Here is a 13,978-nt window from a genome sequence, read left to right as displayed (position 1 = left end):
ATGACATCGATTGGGAAAGCAGCTTTTCCGAAGCTGCCCTCCAAACTTAGGCGATGTGGGGAGCCTGTCAAAAATGCGTTGGTTACAGGATATGAAACAGTCGACGCGAACGGGCAGTGCACCAATCAGCCGACATCGCATCGATATCCCCCACCAGACCCGGTTATACTTCTGCGCATTCCAGACGCGGAGCCGCTGTCCTGGATTAAAAGGCACTTTCCCGTCATCTATGCGGATCGTTGCAGATCGATATCACCCAAAACCGCAATCTTTCAGGCCGAATATCGAGCAGCCTCGGGGGATCATTGCGTTACATTTTCGGGAACATCAAGAACAATGATTTACTTGTGGTTGGCCCCGGCCCTGGCTTTTCTGTCTTTCGTGTTGACCGCTGCCCTGCGGCGATATGCGTTGTCTCGAAGCATCATCGACATCCCGAATGCTCGTAGCTCCCATACCATCCCAACGCCGCGTGGCGGAGGGGTTGCCATCGTAGTGACGTTCCTGATTGCACTTCCGGCCCTGGGGTTTTTCGGACTTTTTCCGTGGCAGGACCTGCTCGCCATAGGAGGCAGCGGCGCAATCGTGGCCGTTATCGGCTTCATGGACGATCATGGCCACATCGCTGCCCGATGGCGACTGCTTGGGCATTTTGCCGCCAGCATATGGGCCTTGGCGTGGCTGGGCGGGCTTCCTCCGATCGAGTTTTTCGGCACAAGCCTGAACCTGGCCTGGATCGGCAATTGCCTCGCGGTGGTTTACCTGGTGTGGCTGCTCAATCTCTACAATTTCATGGACGGAATCGACGGAATTGCGAGCATTGAAGCGTTGTCCGCCTGTATCGGAGCCTGCTTGCTTTACTGGCTAAGTGGCGCCTCGACACTGATCTGGGGGCCGTTGGCGATGGCGCTTGCCGTGATCGGTTTCCTGATCTGGAATTTCCCACCGGCGCGGATATTCATGGGCGATGCAGGAAGCGGCTTTCTCGGCATCGCCTTGGGGGCTTTGTCTTTACAGGCAGCCTGGGTGTCGTCAGACCTGCTCTGGGCCTGGCTGATTCTGCTGGGTGTCTTCATCGTCGACGCAACGTTTACCTTGATACGTCGACTGCTTCGCGGCGACAAAGTCTATGAGGCTCACCGCAGCCACGCCTATCAATTTGCTTCACGCCACTATGGCAAGCATTTGCCTGTCACGCTCGCTGTCGGCGCAATCAACATATTCTGGTTGTTGCCCATTGCTTATTGCGTCACTCAACTGGGCCTTGATGGAGCCTGGGGAGTCGTGATTGCCTACGCCCCACTGATCGTTCTCGCGACGAAATTTCATGCAGGGGAACTTGAAGCGCCTGTACCGACCTGATTTGGTCGAAACACCACACTGAGCGGAACAATGTAGTTTTTACCGGCGGAGCCCCTGTTCAGGGTGCTCCGCTTTACATTCCGCTCAATCGCTTGGAGCTTTCCTTGCTTCGGCGCTTCACTCCCCTGCCTACAACCCAGCTCATTAACGGCCCTGCGACCCACCCTAACAGCAACGCCATGGCGATATAGAATGCAAAGGGAAGTTGCGGGGTCGACCATCCTAAAAAGGTCAGCGTTGCGGGCTGGTTATTCTCCAGAATGAAGATCACCACCAGCGCAACCAACAGCAATATCAGCGTTAGTGCTGTTACTCGCTTGAGGCTACTCATCTAAACCTCATGCCGGTAATCAAAGGTCATTTTCTTCTTCCTCGTTTACCCGGTCTCGCAATTCCTTACCTGGCTTGAAATGCGGTACAAACTTTCCGTCAAGACTGACGGACTGACCGGTTTTAGGATTGCGACCTACGCGTGGCGCACGATAGTGCAGGGAGAAGCTGCCAAAACCACGGATCTCGATACGATCACCAGTGGCCAGACATTGGGACATTTGCTCGAGCATGGTCTTGATTGCCAGCTCCACATCCTTCGATGAGAGCAGCCCTTGATGGGTGACAATTCGTTCGATCAACTCCGACTTCGTCATATTTTTCCCTTCTTTTTCAAGCAGCTAGGAAAAGCGCTTCAAAGGTTTTAGCATGCCCGGAAGAATTTGAACAGCCCGAGACTTGACATATCTTTGTCGACCACAGCGTGCACAGTTTCAGAGCGCGCGTTACTCCTGCCCTGCCTCCTTAACGACAGATAACCAGCATGGTGCGCGTCAGGTAGCCCGCAGGGTTGAAGCCAAAAGGAAACTCATCTTCTTCCTTGGCATCATCAGATCTCGTCACTACCTTGTAGCCAGCCCCCTTGCACTCTTTGGCAGCGCGCTTATGGCACTTTTCCCACCCCGAACCTAACCCCGAACAATCAACCTCGATACCGCTGACTCCGCGCGCTGCATGGGTCCTGGCATTAGTTGTACAACCCGCCAATGTCAGTAATGCTATTGCGACAATGAGCTTATTCATTCATTTCCTTATGCCGGATGCCCTTCCCGGCTGTCGTTCGCTTCTGGCTAGAGATTAGCTGCAAATAAATGATTGATCCTGTTAACGAAAGAGACCGCCTAGCAGGCCTGTTCGTTTCATGGGCAAGCAGTTTGACTCAGCGCGAACGTTTGCTACATCAAATCGCAGGCACAAAAAAGGGCGACCGAAGTCGCCCTTTTTCTATGGTCTGACAGAACTTAGTTCTGTTTTTCCATTTGTGCACGCAACAGGTCGCCCAGAGTGGTAGGACCAGGAGCAGCAGTGTCCGAAGCTGGCTTGTCGCGCAGGCTCTGGATTGCTTCTTTCTCTTCTTCAACGTCTTTCGACTTGATGGAGAGCTGGATTACACGGCTCTTACGGTCAACGCTGATGATCTTGGCTTCTACTTCTTCGCCTTCTTTCAGAACGTTGCGCGCGTCTTCAACGCGGTCACGGCTGATTTCGGAGGCTTTCAGAGTCGCTTCGATATCGTCGGCCAGAGTGATGATGGCGCCTTTAGCGTCAACTTCTTTCACGATGCCTTTAACGATTGCGCCTTTGTCGTTCTCTTGAACGTACTCGGAGAACGGATCGCTTTCCAGTTGCTTGATGCCCAGGGAGATGCGCTCGCGCTCTGGGTCAACCGACAGGATAACGGTGTCCAGCTCGTCGCCCTTCTTGAAGCGGCGAACGGCTTCTTCGCCCACTTCGTTCCAGGAGATGTCGGACAGGTGAACCAGACCGTCGATGCCGCCGTCCAGACCAATGAAGATACCGAAATCGGTGATCGACTTGATGGTGCCGGAGATTTTATCGCCCTTGTTGAACTGGCCAGAGAAATCTTCCCATGGGTTAGATTTGCACTGTTTGATGCCGAGGGAGATACGACGACGCTCTTCGTCGATGTCCAGAACCATAACTTCCACTTCGTCGCCGACTTGTACGACTTTCGAAGGGTGGATGTTCTTGTTGGTCCAGTCCATTTCGGAAACGTGTACCAGACCTTCAACGCCTTCTTCCAGCTCAGCGAAGCAGCCGTAGTCGGTCAGGTTGGTTACACGAGCGGTAACGCGAGTGCTTTCTGGGTAACGGGCTTTGATAGCAACCCATGGATCTTCGCCCAGTTGCTTCAGGCCCAGGGAAACACGATTGCGCTCGCGATCGTACTTCAGAACCTTGACATCGATCTCGTCGCCAACGTTGACGATTTCGGAAGGATGCTTGATACGCTTCCAAGCCATGTCGGTAATGTGCAGCAGGCCATCGACGCCACCCAGATCGACGAATGCGCCGTAATCGGTGAGGTTCTTGACGATACCTTTGACTTGTTGGCCTTCCTGCAGGGATTCCAGCAGAGCTTCACGCTCGGCGGAGTTCTCGGCTTCCAGGACGCTGCGACGGGAAACGACAACGTTGTTGCGTTTCTGGTCGAGCTTGATGACCTTGAATTCCAGCTCTTTGCCTTCCAGGTGCGTGGTGTCGCGCACAGGACGGACGTCAACCAGGGAACCTGGCAGGAACGCACGGATGCCGTTAACGTCGACAGTGAAGCCGCCTTTAACCTTACCGTTGATAACGCCCTTGACCACTTCCTCGGCTGCGAAGGCAGCTTCCAGAACAATCCAGCATTCAGCGCGCTTGGCTTTTTCACGGGACAGCTTGGTTTCACCAAAGCCGTCTTCAACCGAGTCCAGAGCAACGTGAACTTCGTCACCGACGTTGATGTTCAGTTCGCCAGCGTCGTTGTAGAACTGCTCAAGCGGGATGAGTGCTTCAGACTTCAGGCCAGCGTGAACGGTTACCCAGCGAGCTTGGTAATCGATATCAACGATAACACCGGTGATGATGGAGCCTGCCTGAAGGTTCAGGGTTTTTAGGCTTTCTTCAAAGAGTTCCGCAAAGCTTTCGCTCATTTTAATTCCTGTTGATAAGGGCGAAGAATACGCCCATCTCCACATCCCAGACGATGTGGGTTAGTTTCATTTAGAAGAAGCACCGCAGGACTATGACTGGTCCCCTGCGAGGCGTCTTGGTCACCCGGCGATATCGCGAATGGCGATCTCGCTCATGATGCGTTCCAGCACCTGGTCGATGGATAATTCCGTGGAATCCAGCTGAATGGCGTCAGCCGCCGGCTTGAGCGGGGCTACCGCTCGCTGGGTGTCACGCTCATCGCGGACACGTATCTCATCTAGCAGACTCGACAGACTAACACCATCGACTTTGCCCTTCAACTGCAAGTATCGACGGCGCGCACGCTCCTCGGCACTGGCAGTGAGGAATATCTTCAGCGGAGCATCCGGAAAAACCACGGTGCCCATGTCGCGGCCATCGGCCACCAGGCCCGGCGCTTCCTGAAAAGCCCGCTGGCGCTGCAGCAGGGCGTCGCGCACGGCGGGCAACGCCGCCACTTGCGAGGCCCACGCACCGACCTGTTCATTGCGCAGATCATCGGTGACATCGTCACCTTCAAGGATGATGCGTTGCGGATGACCTTCGGTCGCTCCGACGAACTGCACGTCCAGATGAGCCGCCAGCAGCTTCAACGACTCTTCGTTAGTCAGATCCACACCGTGGTTTCGCGCGGCAAATGCCAACAGACGGTACAACGCACCGGAATCCAGCAGACACCAGCCCAGACGCTTGGCCAGAATGCCGGCGATAGTGCCTTTGCCCGACCCGCTAGGGCCGTCGATGGTGATGACCGGTGGCTTGATAATCACGACTGAGCCTCTTGTGCAACGCGGATACCGACCTGAGCGCACAGCGCCAGGAAGTTCGGGAACGAGGTCGCGACGTTGGCGCAATCATGGATGCGGATCGGTGCGGTAGCGCGCAGCGACGCCACGCTGAAGGCCATGGCAATCCGGTGATCGCCGTGACCGTGCACTTCGCCGCCGCCGATCAGGCCGCCGTCGATGATGATGCCGTCCGGCGTCGGTTCGCATTTGACGCCCAGCGCCAGCAAGCCGTCGGCCATGACCTGGATCCGGTCCGACTCCTTGACTCGCAGCTCTTCAGCGCCGCGCAGAATGGTGCGCCCTTCGGCACACGCCGCCGCCACGAACAGCACCGGGAATTCGTCGATGGCCAGTGGCACCAGCGCTTCGGGAATCTCGATGCCTTTGAGTTTAGCTGCCCGCACGCGCAGGTCCGCTACCGGCTCGCCGCCGACTTCACGCTGGTTTTCCAGAGTGATGTCAGCGCCCATCAGGCGCAGGATGTCGATCACGCCGGTACGGGTCGGGTTGATGCCGACGTGCTCGAGCACCAGTTCCGAACCTTCGGCGATCGATGCCGCCACCAGGAAGAACGCGGAAGACGAAATATCCCCCGGCACTTCAATGTGGGTTGCGGTCAGCTTGTGCCCGGACTCGACCGACGCGGTGGCGCCGTTGACGGTGACCGGGTAGCCGAAACCGCGCAACATGCGCTCGGTGTGATCACGGGTCGGAGCAGGCTCGGTAACGGTGGTCTTCCCTTCGGCGTACAGACCCGCCAGCAACAGACAGGACTTCACCTGGGCACTGGCCATCGGCATGGTGTAGGTCAGGCCTTTGAGCTTGTTGCCGCCGCGAATGGTCATCGGCGGACGCCCTTCAGCGGCGGTCTCGATCACCGCGCCCATTTCCCGCAGCGGGTTGGCCACGCGATTCATCGGGCGCTTGGACAGCGAAGCGTCACCGGTCAGGGTGCTGTCGAAGTTCTGCGCGGCCAGCAGGCCGGACAGCAGACGCATCGACGTGCCAGAGTTGCCCAGGTAGATCGGGCCCGGCGCCGGTTTCAAGCCATGCAGGCCGACGCCGTGGATGGTCACGCGACCATGGTGCGGACCTTCGATCACGACACCCATGTCACGGAAAGCCTGCAGGGTCGCCAGGGCGTCTTCGCCCTCGAGGAAGCCTTCGACTTCGGTGACGCCTTCAGCCAGAGAGCCGAGCATGATCGAACGGTGGGAAATCGATTTATCGCCCGGTACACGAATCCGCCCAGTCAGGCGGCCACCAGGTTGTCCCAGGAAAATCAGGTCGTTGGAGTTCATAGCGTCCACATAAGCCCGGCGAGCCAGGATTTTACTGAAATGTTCGCGGGCAACCCGGGCGCGCGTGAACACGCCCAACAATTGGTGCCCATCCCCTGCATCGACCGCGTCGCGCAAGGCGTCGAGGTCGCTGCGAAATGTATCAAGCGTGCGCAGGACAGCTTCGCGGTTGGCGAGGAAGATGTCGTGCCACATGACCGGGTCACTCCCCGCGATTCTTGTGAAATCGCGGAAACCGCCGGCAGCGTAACGGAAGATCTCAAGGTTTTCATTGCGCTTGGCCAACGAATCGACCAAACCGAACGCCAGCAAGTGTGGCAAATGGCTGGTCGCCGCCAGCACTTCGTCGTGACGCTCGACCTGCATGTGCTCGACATCGGCGCCCAGTTCGCGCCACAAACGGTCAACCACTGCCAGCGCGGCCGGATCGGTTTGATCCAGCGGTGTCAGAATCACTTTATGACGACGGAACAGCTCCGCATTGGAGGCTTCCACCCCGCTCTGCTCTGAGCCGGCGATCGGATGGCCCGGCACGAAACGCGGCGGCATGCCGCCAAACGCTTCGGTCGCGGCGCGCACGACGTTGCCCTTGGCGCTGCCGACGTCGGTCAGGATCGCTTGCCCGAGGTCCATGGCGGCCAGACGACCGAGCATTTTTTCCATGGCCAGGATCGGCACCGCCAGCTGGATTACGTCAGCCCCCTGGCAGGCTACCGCCAGGTCTTCCTCACAACGGTCCACTACGCCCAGCTCAACCGCGAGCTTGCGCGATTGCGGATCGAGATCGACACCGACCACTTCGCGGCACAGGCCGCTTTCACGCAGCCCCTTGGCAAACGAGCCGCCGATCAACCCCAGACCGACCACCACCAGGCGACCGATCATAGGTTCAGCAGATTGCAGAGCAGTGACATCAACCACGAGCCAGAACCTTGGTCAGCGCCTCGAGGAAGCGGCTGTTTTCCGCCGGCAGGCCGATGGTGATGCGCAGGTGGTTCGGCATGCCGTAGTTGGCCACCGGACGAACGATCACGCCTTCGCGCAACAGGCCCTGGAAGACCGGGGCAGCCACACGATCCAGATCAACACAGATGAAGTTGCCCTTGGACGGGATCCAGCTCAGGCCCAGCTCACGGAAACCGGCTTCCAGTTGCTGCATGCCGGATTCGTTCAGGCGACGGCTTTCCGCCAGGTACTCGGCGTCCTGCAGTGCAGCGCACGCAGCGGCCAGGGCCAGGCTGTTGACGTTGAATGGCTGACGCACGCGGTTCAGCACGTCGGCAACCACGGCAGTGGACAAGCCATAACCGACCCGCAGCGCCGCCAGGCCATAGGCCTTGGAGAAGGTGCGCGAAACCAGCAGGTTCGGGTAGGCGGCCAGATAATCGAGGCCGTCCGGCAAATCGCTGCCTTCGGCGTACTCGATGTAGGCCTCGTCCAGCACCACCAGCACGTGCTCCGGAACGTCCTGCAGGAACTCGTCCAGCGCTTCTGCGCCGAACCAGGTGCCGGTCGGGTTGTTCGGGTTGGCGATGAAGACCACGCGGGTGTCGGCATCGATCGCGGCCAACATGCCGGACAGGTCATGGCCCCAGTCTTTGGCCGGGATCACCTTGGCGGTAGCGCCAACGGCTTGGGTGACGATCGGGTAGACCGCAAACGCGTGCTCGCTGAACACCGCATTCAGACCCGGCGCCAGATAAGCCCGGGCGACCAGCTCCAGAATGTCGTTGGAGCCATTGCCCAGCGTCACCTGATTCAGCTCGACGCGGCATTGGTCCGCCAGCAGGGTCTTGAGCGCAAAACCGTTGCCGTCCGGATAACGGGTCAGCTCGGCCAGCTCTTCACGAATCGCGGCCAGCGCCTTTGGACTGGCGCCCAACGGGTTTTCGTTGCTCGCCAGCTTGACGATGCTCGCCGGATCGATGTCCAGCTCGCGCGCCAGTTCGTCCACAGGCTTGCCCGGAACGTAAGGCGAAAGTTGTTGCACGCCCGGCTGCGCCAGGGCGAGGAAGTTGCCACTCATTTGCTACCCCTTAGAGAACGGCTTTCGGGTAGGAACCCAACACTTTAAGTGCCACTGCTTCCTGACTGATTTTTTCCAGCACACCCTTGATCAGCGGATCGCGGTGGTGGCCGACGAAGTCGATGAAGAACACGTAGGTCCATTTACCGCTGCGCGAAGGACGCGTCTCGATGCGCGTCAGGTCGATGCCGTTGTCGTGGAACGGCACCAGCAACTCGTGCAGTGCGCCCGGCTTGTTGCTCATGGAGACGATGATCGAGGTCTTGTCGTCGCCGGTCGGCGGGACTTCCTGATTGCCGATCATCAGGAATCGCGTGGAGTTGTCCGGGCGATCCTCGATTTTTTCGGCCAGGCGGGTCAACCCGTACAAGCCAGCAGCCATGTCACCGGCAATGGCTGCCGAATTCCACTCACCCTTGACCCGCTTCGCCGCTTCGGCGTTGCTCGACACCGCCACGCGCTCGACATTCGGGTAGTGTGCGTCCAGCCATTTGCGGCACTGGGCCAGCGACTGGGCGTGGGAATAGATACGGCTGATGCTGTCGGTCTTGGTGTTTTCACCGACCAGCAGGTGGTGGTGAATGCGCAACTCGACTTCGCCACAGATGACCATGTCGTGTTCGAGGAAGCTGTCGAGGGTGTGGTTGACCGCGCCTTCGGTGGAGTTCTCCACCGGGACCACGCCAAAGTTCACCGCACCCGCCGCCACTTCACGGAACACTTCGTCGATCGCCGCCATTGGCTTGCTGATCACCGCGTGACCGAAGTGTTTCATGGCTGCCGCTTGCGTGAAGGTGCCTTCCGGACCGAGGTAAGCCACTTTCAGCGGCTGTTCCAGGGCCAGGCACGAAGACATGATTTCGCGGAACAGCCGCGCCATTTCTTCGTTGCCCAGCGGGCCCTGGTTACGCTCCATCACGCGCTTGAGCACCTGAGCTTCGCGCTCAGGACGATAGAACACCGGCACTTCGCCTTCGGCCAGCGAGGCCATCTTTACTCGCGCAACTTCCTGGGCGCAGCGTGCGCGCTCGCTGATCAGCTCCAGGACCTTGGTGTCCAGAGCATCAATGCGAACGCGCAGTGCCTTGAGTTCTTGCTCAGACATTAGCCGTGTTCCTTCTCGAACTCTGCCATGTACGAAACCAGTGCGTTGACCGCAACGATGTCGACGGCGTTATAGATGGAGGCGCGCATGCCGCCCACGGAACGGTGGCCTTTGAGGTTCAGCAGGCCACGCTCGTCGGCACCGGCCAGGAATGGCTTGTCCAGACGGTCGTCAGCCAGGCGGAACGGCACGTTCATCCACGAGCGGTCCGGCTTGTTGATCGGGTTGCTGTACAGCCCGCTGGCGTCAATGAAGTCGTACAGCGTGCGCTGCTTCACTTCGTTGAGCTTGCCGATGGCTTCGACGCCGCCCTGCTCTTTCAGCCACTCGAACACCAGGCCGGACAAGTACCAGGCCAGGGTTGGCGGGGTGTTGTACATCGAGCCGTTATCGGCCGCGACCTTGTAGTTGAGCATGGTCGGGCACAGGGAACGGGCGTGACCCAGCAGGTCTTCGCGAACGATGTTGACGACGATGCCGCTCGGGCCGATGTTTTTCTGGGCACCGGCGTAGATCATGCCGAAGCGCGAAACGTCGACCGGGCGCGAAAGGATGTCCGAGGACATATCGGCGACCAGCGGGACATCACCGGTTTCCGGGATCCAGTTGAATTCCAGGCCGCCGATGGTTTCGTTCGGTGCGTAATGAACGTAGGCCGCGTCTTTCGACAGGCTCCATTCGTTCTGGCCGGGAATCGCGAAATAGTCGTAAGGCTTGGCGGTAGCGGCAACATTGACGTGGCCGTAGCGCGACGCTTCTTCGATGGCTTTCTGCGACCAGATGCCGGTGTCGATGTAGTCGGCCGAACCACCTTCAGGCAACAGGTTCAGGGGAATCTGGGCAAATTGCTGGCTGGCGCCGCCTTGCAGGAACAGCACTTTATAGTTCGAGGGGATATTCAGCAGATCACGCAGATCCTGCTCGGCCTTGGTCGCGATGGACACGAACTCATCGCTGCGATGGCTCATTTCCATGACCGAGAGGCCCTTGCCGTGCCAATCAAGGAGTTCACCCTGGGCGCGCTGCAGGACAGCTTCGGGAAGTGCCGCAGGACCGGCACAGAAGTTATAGGCTCTCTTGCTCACATCCAATCTCGCTCTGATCTGGTGGTAATCACGCAATAAATCACAACATCAATCGACACAGGAGCCCCTGTTAAATCACAGCTTTTGTGGGAGTGAGCCTGCTCGCGATTGCATCACCGCGATGTGGCAGACATACCGCGGCGCCTGCATCGCGAGCAGGCTCACTCCTACAGAGAGCTCCATGGGTGTCGACATTTTCCGTTCGGACAAACAACAAGGGGGCGAATTTTCATCCGCCCCCTGTTTGTCCGCTTACTCTTGCGGTTCTTCGTCAGCGGCGGCGTCGAGTTGCTGATCATCGACCACGTCGTCGATCACGACTTCGCCGTCGAACACTGCACCCTCTTCACCTTCCAGCTCTTCGCCTTCGACTTCCGACGGCTCCTGAACCCGCTCCAGACCCACCAGCGTTTCATCGCTGGCCAGCTTGATCAGGGTTACGCCCTGGGTGTTACGACCCAGGCTGGAGACTTCGTCGACACGGGTACGAACCAACGTGCCCTGGTCGGAAATCAGCATGATTTCCTCGCCGTCGAGCACCTGGACCGCGCCGACCAGACGGCCGTTGCGGTCGTTGCTGACCATGGCGATAACGCCCTGGCCGCCACGCTTGTACTCAGGGAACTCGGTGATCGCCGTGCGCTTGCCGAAACCACGGGCCGAAGCCGTGAGGATCTGGCTGCCTTCTTCCGGGATCAGCATGGAAATCAGCTTCTGGCCTTCCGGCAGACGCATGCCGCGGACACCGCGAGCAGTACGGCCCATGGCGCGAACGTCGGTTTCCTTGAAACGAGTCACCTTGCCGCCGTCGGAGAACAGCATGACTTCACGCTCGCCATCGGTAATGGCCGCGGAAATCAGTACGTCACCTTCGTCCAGCTCCAGCGCAATCAGGCCGACGCTGCGTTGACGGCTGAAGGATTCCAGCGGGGTCTTCTTCACGGTGCCTTTGGCAGTGGCCATGAAGATGAAGTGACCTTCGGTGTATTCCTCGACCGGCAGCATGGTGGTGATGTATTCATCACTGTCCAGCGGCAGCAGGTTGACCAGCGGACGACCACGGGCAGCGCGGGACGCTTCCGGGATTTCGTAGGTTTTCAGCCAGTACACCTTGCCCTTGCTGGAGAACAGCAGCAGCGTGGTGTGGCTGTTGGCGACCAGCAGGTGAGCGATGTAGTCCTCATCCTTGACGCCGGTAGCCGATTTGCCTTTACCGCCACGACGCTGGGCCTGGTACGCAGCCAGCGGCTGGGTCTTGGCGTAGCCACCGTGGGAAATGGTCACGACGCGCTCTTCTTCCGGGATCATGTCACCCAGGGTCAGGTCGAGACGGGCATCGAGGATTTCGGTGCGACGCACATCGCCGTATTCGGCGCGGATCACTTCCAGCTCTTCGCGGATCACTTCCATCAGGCGCGTGGCGCTGTTGAGGATGCGGATCAGTTCGCCGATCTGGTTGAGGATCTCTTGATACTCGGCCAGCAGCTTTTCGTGTTCCAGGCCGGTCAGGCGGTGCAGGCGCAGTTCCAGAATGGCTTGCGCCTGTTCCGGCGACAGAAAGTACTTGCCGTCGCGCAGACCGTATTGCGGATCGAGGTTTTCCGGACGGCACGAATCGGCACCGGCACGCTCGACCATCGCGACCACGGCAGAAGATTCCCAAGGCGTGCTGATCAGCGCTTCCTTGGCTTCCGACGGAGTTGGCGAAGCCTTGATCAGCGCGATGACCGGGTCGATGTTCGACAGGGCAACGGCCTGACCTTCGAGGATGTGACCGCGTTCGCGCGCCTTGCGCAGTTCGAACACGGTACGACGGGTCACGACTTCGCGACGGTGGCGCACGAAGGCTTCCAGCAGGTCCTTGAGGTTCAGGATCCGCGGACGGCCGTCGATCAGCGCGACGATGTTGATACCGAACACCGCTTGCAGCTGGGTCTGGGCGTAGAGGTTGTTGAGGATCACCTCAGGCACTTCGCCACGACGCAGCTCGATCACGACGCGCATACCGTCCTTGTCGGACTCGTCGCGCAGTTCGGTGATGCCTTCCAGCTTCTTCTCTTTCACCAGCTCGGCGATCTTCTCGATCAGACGAGCCTTGTTCAGCTGGTACGGGAGTTCGGTGATAACGATCTGCTGGCGGCCACCGACCTTGTCGATGTCTTCGATGATCGAGCGGGCACGCATGTAAATGCGCCCGCGACCGGTGCGGTAGGCTTCGATGATGCCGGCGCGACCGTTGATGATCGCGGCGGTCGGGAAGTCCGGACCGGGGATGTATTGCATCAGCTCATCGATGGTCAACTCGGGGTTGTCGATGAGGGCCAGGCAACCGTCGATGACTTCACCGAGGTTGTGCGGCGGAATGTTGGTCGCCATGCCCACGGCGATACCGCTGGAGCCGTTGACCAGCAGGTTGGGAATACGGGTCGGCATGACCGCCGGGATCATTTCGGTGCCGTCGTAGTTCGGCACCCAGTCCACGGTTTCTTTATGCAGGTCAGCCAGCAGCTCGTGCGCCAGTTTGGTCATGCGCACTTCGGTGTATCGCATGGCCGCAGCGTTGTCGCCGTCCACCGAACCGAAGTTGCCCTGACCGTCTACCAGCAGGTAGCGCAGCGAGAATGGCTGCGCCATCCGAACGATGGTGTCGTACACCGCGGTATCACCGTGCGGGTGATACTTACCGATCACGTCACCGACAACACGGGCAGATTTCTTGTACGGCTTGTTGAAGTCGTTGCCCAGCTCGCTCATCGCGAACAGCACACGCCGGTGCACGGGCTTCAAGCCATCGCGCGCATCCGGCAGTGCCCGCCCGACAATTACGCTCATCGCGTAGTCGAGGTAGGACTGCTTCAGCTCGTCTTCGATATTGACCGGGAGGATTTCTTTGGCCAGTTCGCCCATGAGAAGCCTGATTCCTTTTTCTGGTGAAACTTCGTCACATCCATATGGGACGAACGAAGCTCGCCGATGCAGGCTGATTGCCAATGCACCGACTTACGACAAATCAACGAGTTATGCCATGGATCTGCGCAGTAAAGGCAGCCACATCGGGCTACCTTGGAAACCGCCGGATGTTATCACAAGAGCCGCCACGCACCTATCCCCCAGATGCGCATGGAGTGTAGTTAGTTGACTGGTGGCAGGCTTGAAGGGGACGAGAGGGGCTTAGAGCTTTGTTGAATACCCGATTCGGGGGTGATTCGGGCGGATTTGTTGACTTTTCGGACCCTATCGCGAGCAGGCTCGCTCCTACAGGATTTGTTTTCGACGCAAATCCA

General features: G+C 58.9%; 11 protein-coding genes. 1 reads left to right on the top strand and 10 read right to left on the bottom strand.

What is annotated here, in order from left to right; translation table 11 throughout:
• Positions 1-336: 336 nt before the first annotated feature.
• Positions 337-1,362, top strand: a complete 1,026-nt coding sequence (locus ACF6ZU_RS21220) for a glycosyltransferase family 4 protein (RefSeq protein ID WP_392886677.1) — start codon at positions 337-339, stop codon at positions 1,360-1,362.
• 73 nt (positions 1,363-1,435) lie between these two features.
• Here the strand turns inward: ACF6ZU_RS21220 and ACF6ZU_RS21215 are convergent, their stop codons facing one another.
• The 10 genes from ACF6ZU_RS21215 to gyrA form a co-directional block, all read right to left on the bottom strand.
• Positions 1,436-1,693: a LapA family protein gene (locus ACF6ZU_RS21215; protein ID WP_392886675.1), complete on the bottom strand. Its 258-nt coding sequence runs from the start codon at positions 1,691-1,693 to the stop codon at positions 1,436-1,438.
• Positions 1,694-1,712: 19 nt separating this feature from the next.
• On the bottom strand, positions 1,713-2,009 hold the full coding sequence (gene ihfB, locus ACF6ZU_RS21210) for an integration host factor subunit beta (protein ID WP_392886674.1): 297 nt from the start codon (positions 2,007-2,009) through the stop codon (positions 1,713-1,715).
• 148 nt (positions 2,010-2,157) lie between these two features.
• Positions 2,158-2,436 carry a hypothetical protein gene (locus ACF6ZU_RS21205; protein WP_392886672.1) on the bottom strand — a complete coding sequence of 93 codons (279 nt, stop codon included), beginning with the start codon at positions 2,434-2,436 and terminating at the stop codon, positions 2,158-2,160.
• Between the two features lie 218 nt (positions 2,437-2,654).
• On the bottom strand, positions 2,655-4,349 hold the full coding sequence (rpsA, locus tag ACF6ZU_RS21200; RefSeq protein WP_007939922.1) for a 30S ribosomal protein S1: 1,695 nt from the start codon (positions 4,347-4,349) through the stop codon (positions 2,655-2,657).
• A 120-nt stretch (positions 4,350-4,469) separates the two neighbouring features.
• Positions 4,470-5,159: a (d)CMP kinase gene (cmk, locus tag ACF6ZU_RS21195; protein WP_008148720.1), complete on the bottom strand. Its 690-nt coding sequence runs from the start codon at positions 5,157-5,159 to the stop codon at positions 4,470-4,472.
• A complete protein-coding gene (locus ACF6ZU_RS21190) occupies positions 5,156-7,363 on the bottom strand; it encodes a bifunctional prephenate dehydrogenase/3-phosphoshikimate 1-carboxyvinyltransferase (protein WP_392893859.1) in 2,208 nt (735 codons plus the stop codon). Before ACF6ZU_RS21190 ends, cmk begins: the two co-directional genes overlap by 4 nt.
• 28 nt (positions 7,364-7,391) lie before the next feature.
• On the bottom strand, positions 7,392-8,504 hold the full coding sequence (gene hisC, locus ACF6ZU_RS21185; protein WP_392886671.1) for a histidinol-phosphate transaminase: 1,113 nt from the start codon (positions 8,502-8,504) through the stop codon (positions 7,392-7,394).
• Positions 8,505-8,514: 10 nt separating this feature from the next.
• The gene (pheA, locus tag ACF6ZU_RS21180; protein WP_016770924.1) at positions 8,515-9,609 is read right to left on the bottom strand and encodes a prephenate dehydratase; all 1,095 of its coding nucleotides are present in this window, start codon (positions 9,607-9,609) and stop codon (positions 8,515-8,517) included.
• Positions 9,609-10,694, bottom strand: a complete 1,086-nt coding sequence (gene serC / locus ACF6ZU_RS21175; RefSeq protein ID WP_392886667.1) for a 3-phosphoserine/phosphohydroxythreonine transaminase — start codon at positions 10,692-10,694, stop codon at positions 9,609-9,611. The genes pheA and serC overlap by 1 nt, the downstream gene beginning before the upstream one ends.
• A 252-nt stretch (positions 10,695-10,946) precedes the next feature.
• Positions 10,947-13,601, bottom strand: coding sequence for a DNA gyrase subunit A (gene gyrA / locus ACF6ZU_RS21170; RefSeq protein ID WP_392886665.1), 2,655 nt, complete (start codon positions 13,599-13,601; stop codon positions 10,947-10,949).
• Between the last annotated feature and the right edge of the window lie 377 nt (positions 13,602-13,978).

The sequence above is a fragment of the Pseudomonas migulae genome (assembly GCF_043225285.1).
Lineage (GTDB): Bacteria > Pseudomonadota > Gammaproteobacteria > Pseudomonadales > Pseudomonadaceae > Aquipseudomonas > Aquipseudomonas migulae_C.
Note: the sequence above shows the minus strand (reverse complement) of the source record. Positions and strands in the feature narration are given on the sequence as shown.

What these genes read in the sequence shown, in the direction of transcription:
- rpsA (WP_007939922.1), bottom strand. Translation starts at nt 4,349, where the DNA reads ATGAGCGAAAGCTTTGCGGAACTCTTTGAAGAAAGCCTAAAAACCCTG.
- gyrA (WP_392886665.1), bottom strand. Translation starts at nt 13,601, where the DNA reads ATGGGCGAACTGGCCAAAGAAATCCTCCCGGTCAATATCGAAGACGAG.
- ACF6ZU_RS21215 (WP_392886675.1), bottom strand. Translation starts at nt 1,693, where the DNA reads ATGAGTAGCCTCAAGCGAGTAACAGCACTAACGCTGATATTGCTGTTG.
- hisC (WP_392886671.1), bottom strand. Translation starts at nt 8,504, where the DNA reads ATGAGTGGCAACTTCCTCGCCCTGGCGCAGCCGGGCGTGCAACAACTT.
- ACF6ZU_RS21190 (WP_392893859.1), bottom strand. Translation starts at nt 7,363, where the DNA reads ATGATCGGTCGCCTGGTGGTGGTCGGTCTGGGGTTGATCGGCGGCTCG.
- pheA (WP_016770924.1), bottom strand. Translation starts at nt 9,609, where the DNA reads ATGTCTGAGCAAGAACTCAAGGCACTGCGCGTTCGCATTGATGCTCTG.
- ACF6ZU_RS21205 (WP_392886672.1), bottom strand. Translation starts at nt 2,436, where the DNA reads ATGAATAAGCTCATTGTCGCAATAGCATTACTGACATTGGCGGGTTGT.
- ihfB (WP_392886674.1), bottom strand. Translation starts at nt 2,009, where the DNA reads ATGACGAAGTCGGAGTTGATCGAACGAATTGTCACCCATCAAGGGCTG.
- ACF6ZU_RS21220 (WP_392886677.1), top strand. Translation starts at nt 337, where the DNA reads ATGATTTACTTGTGGTTGGCCCCGGCCCTGGCTTTTCTGTCTTTCGTG.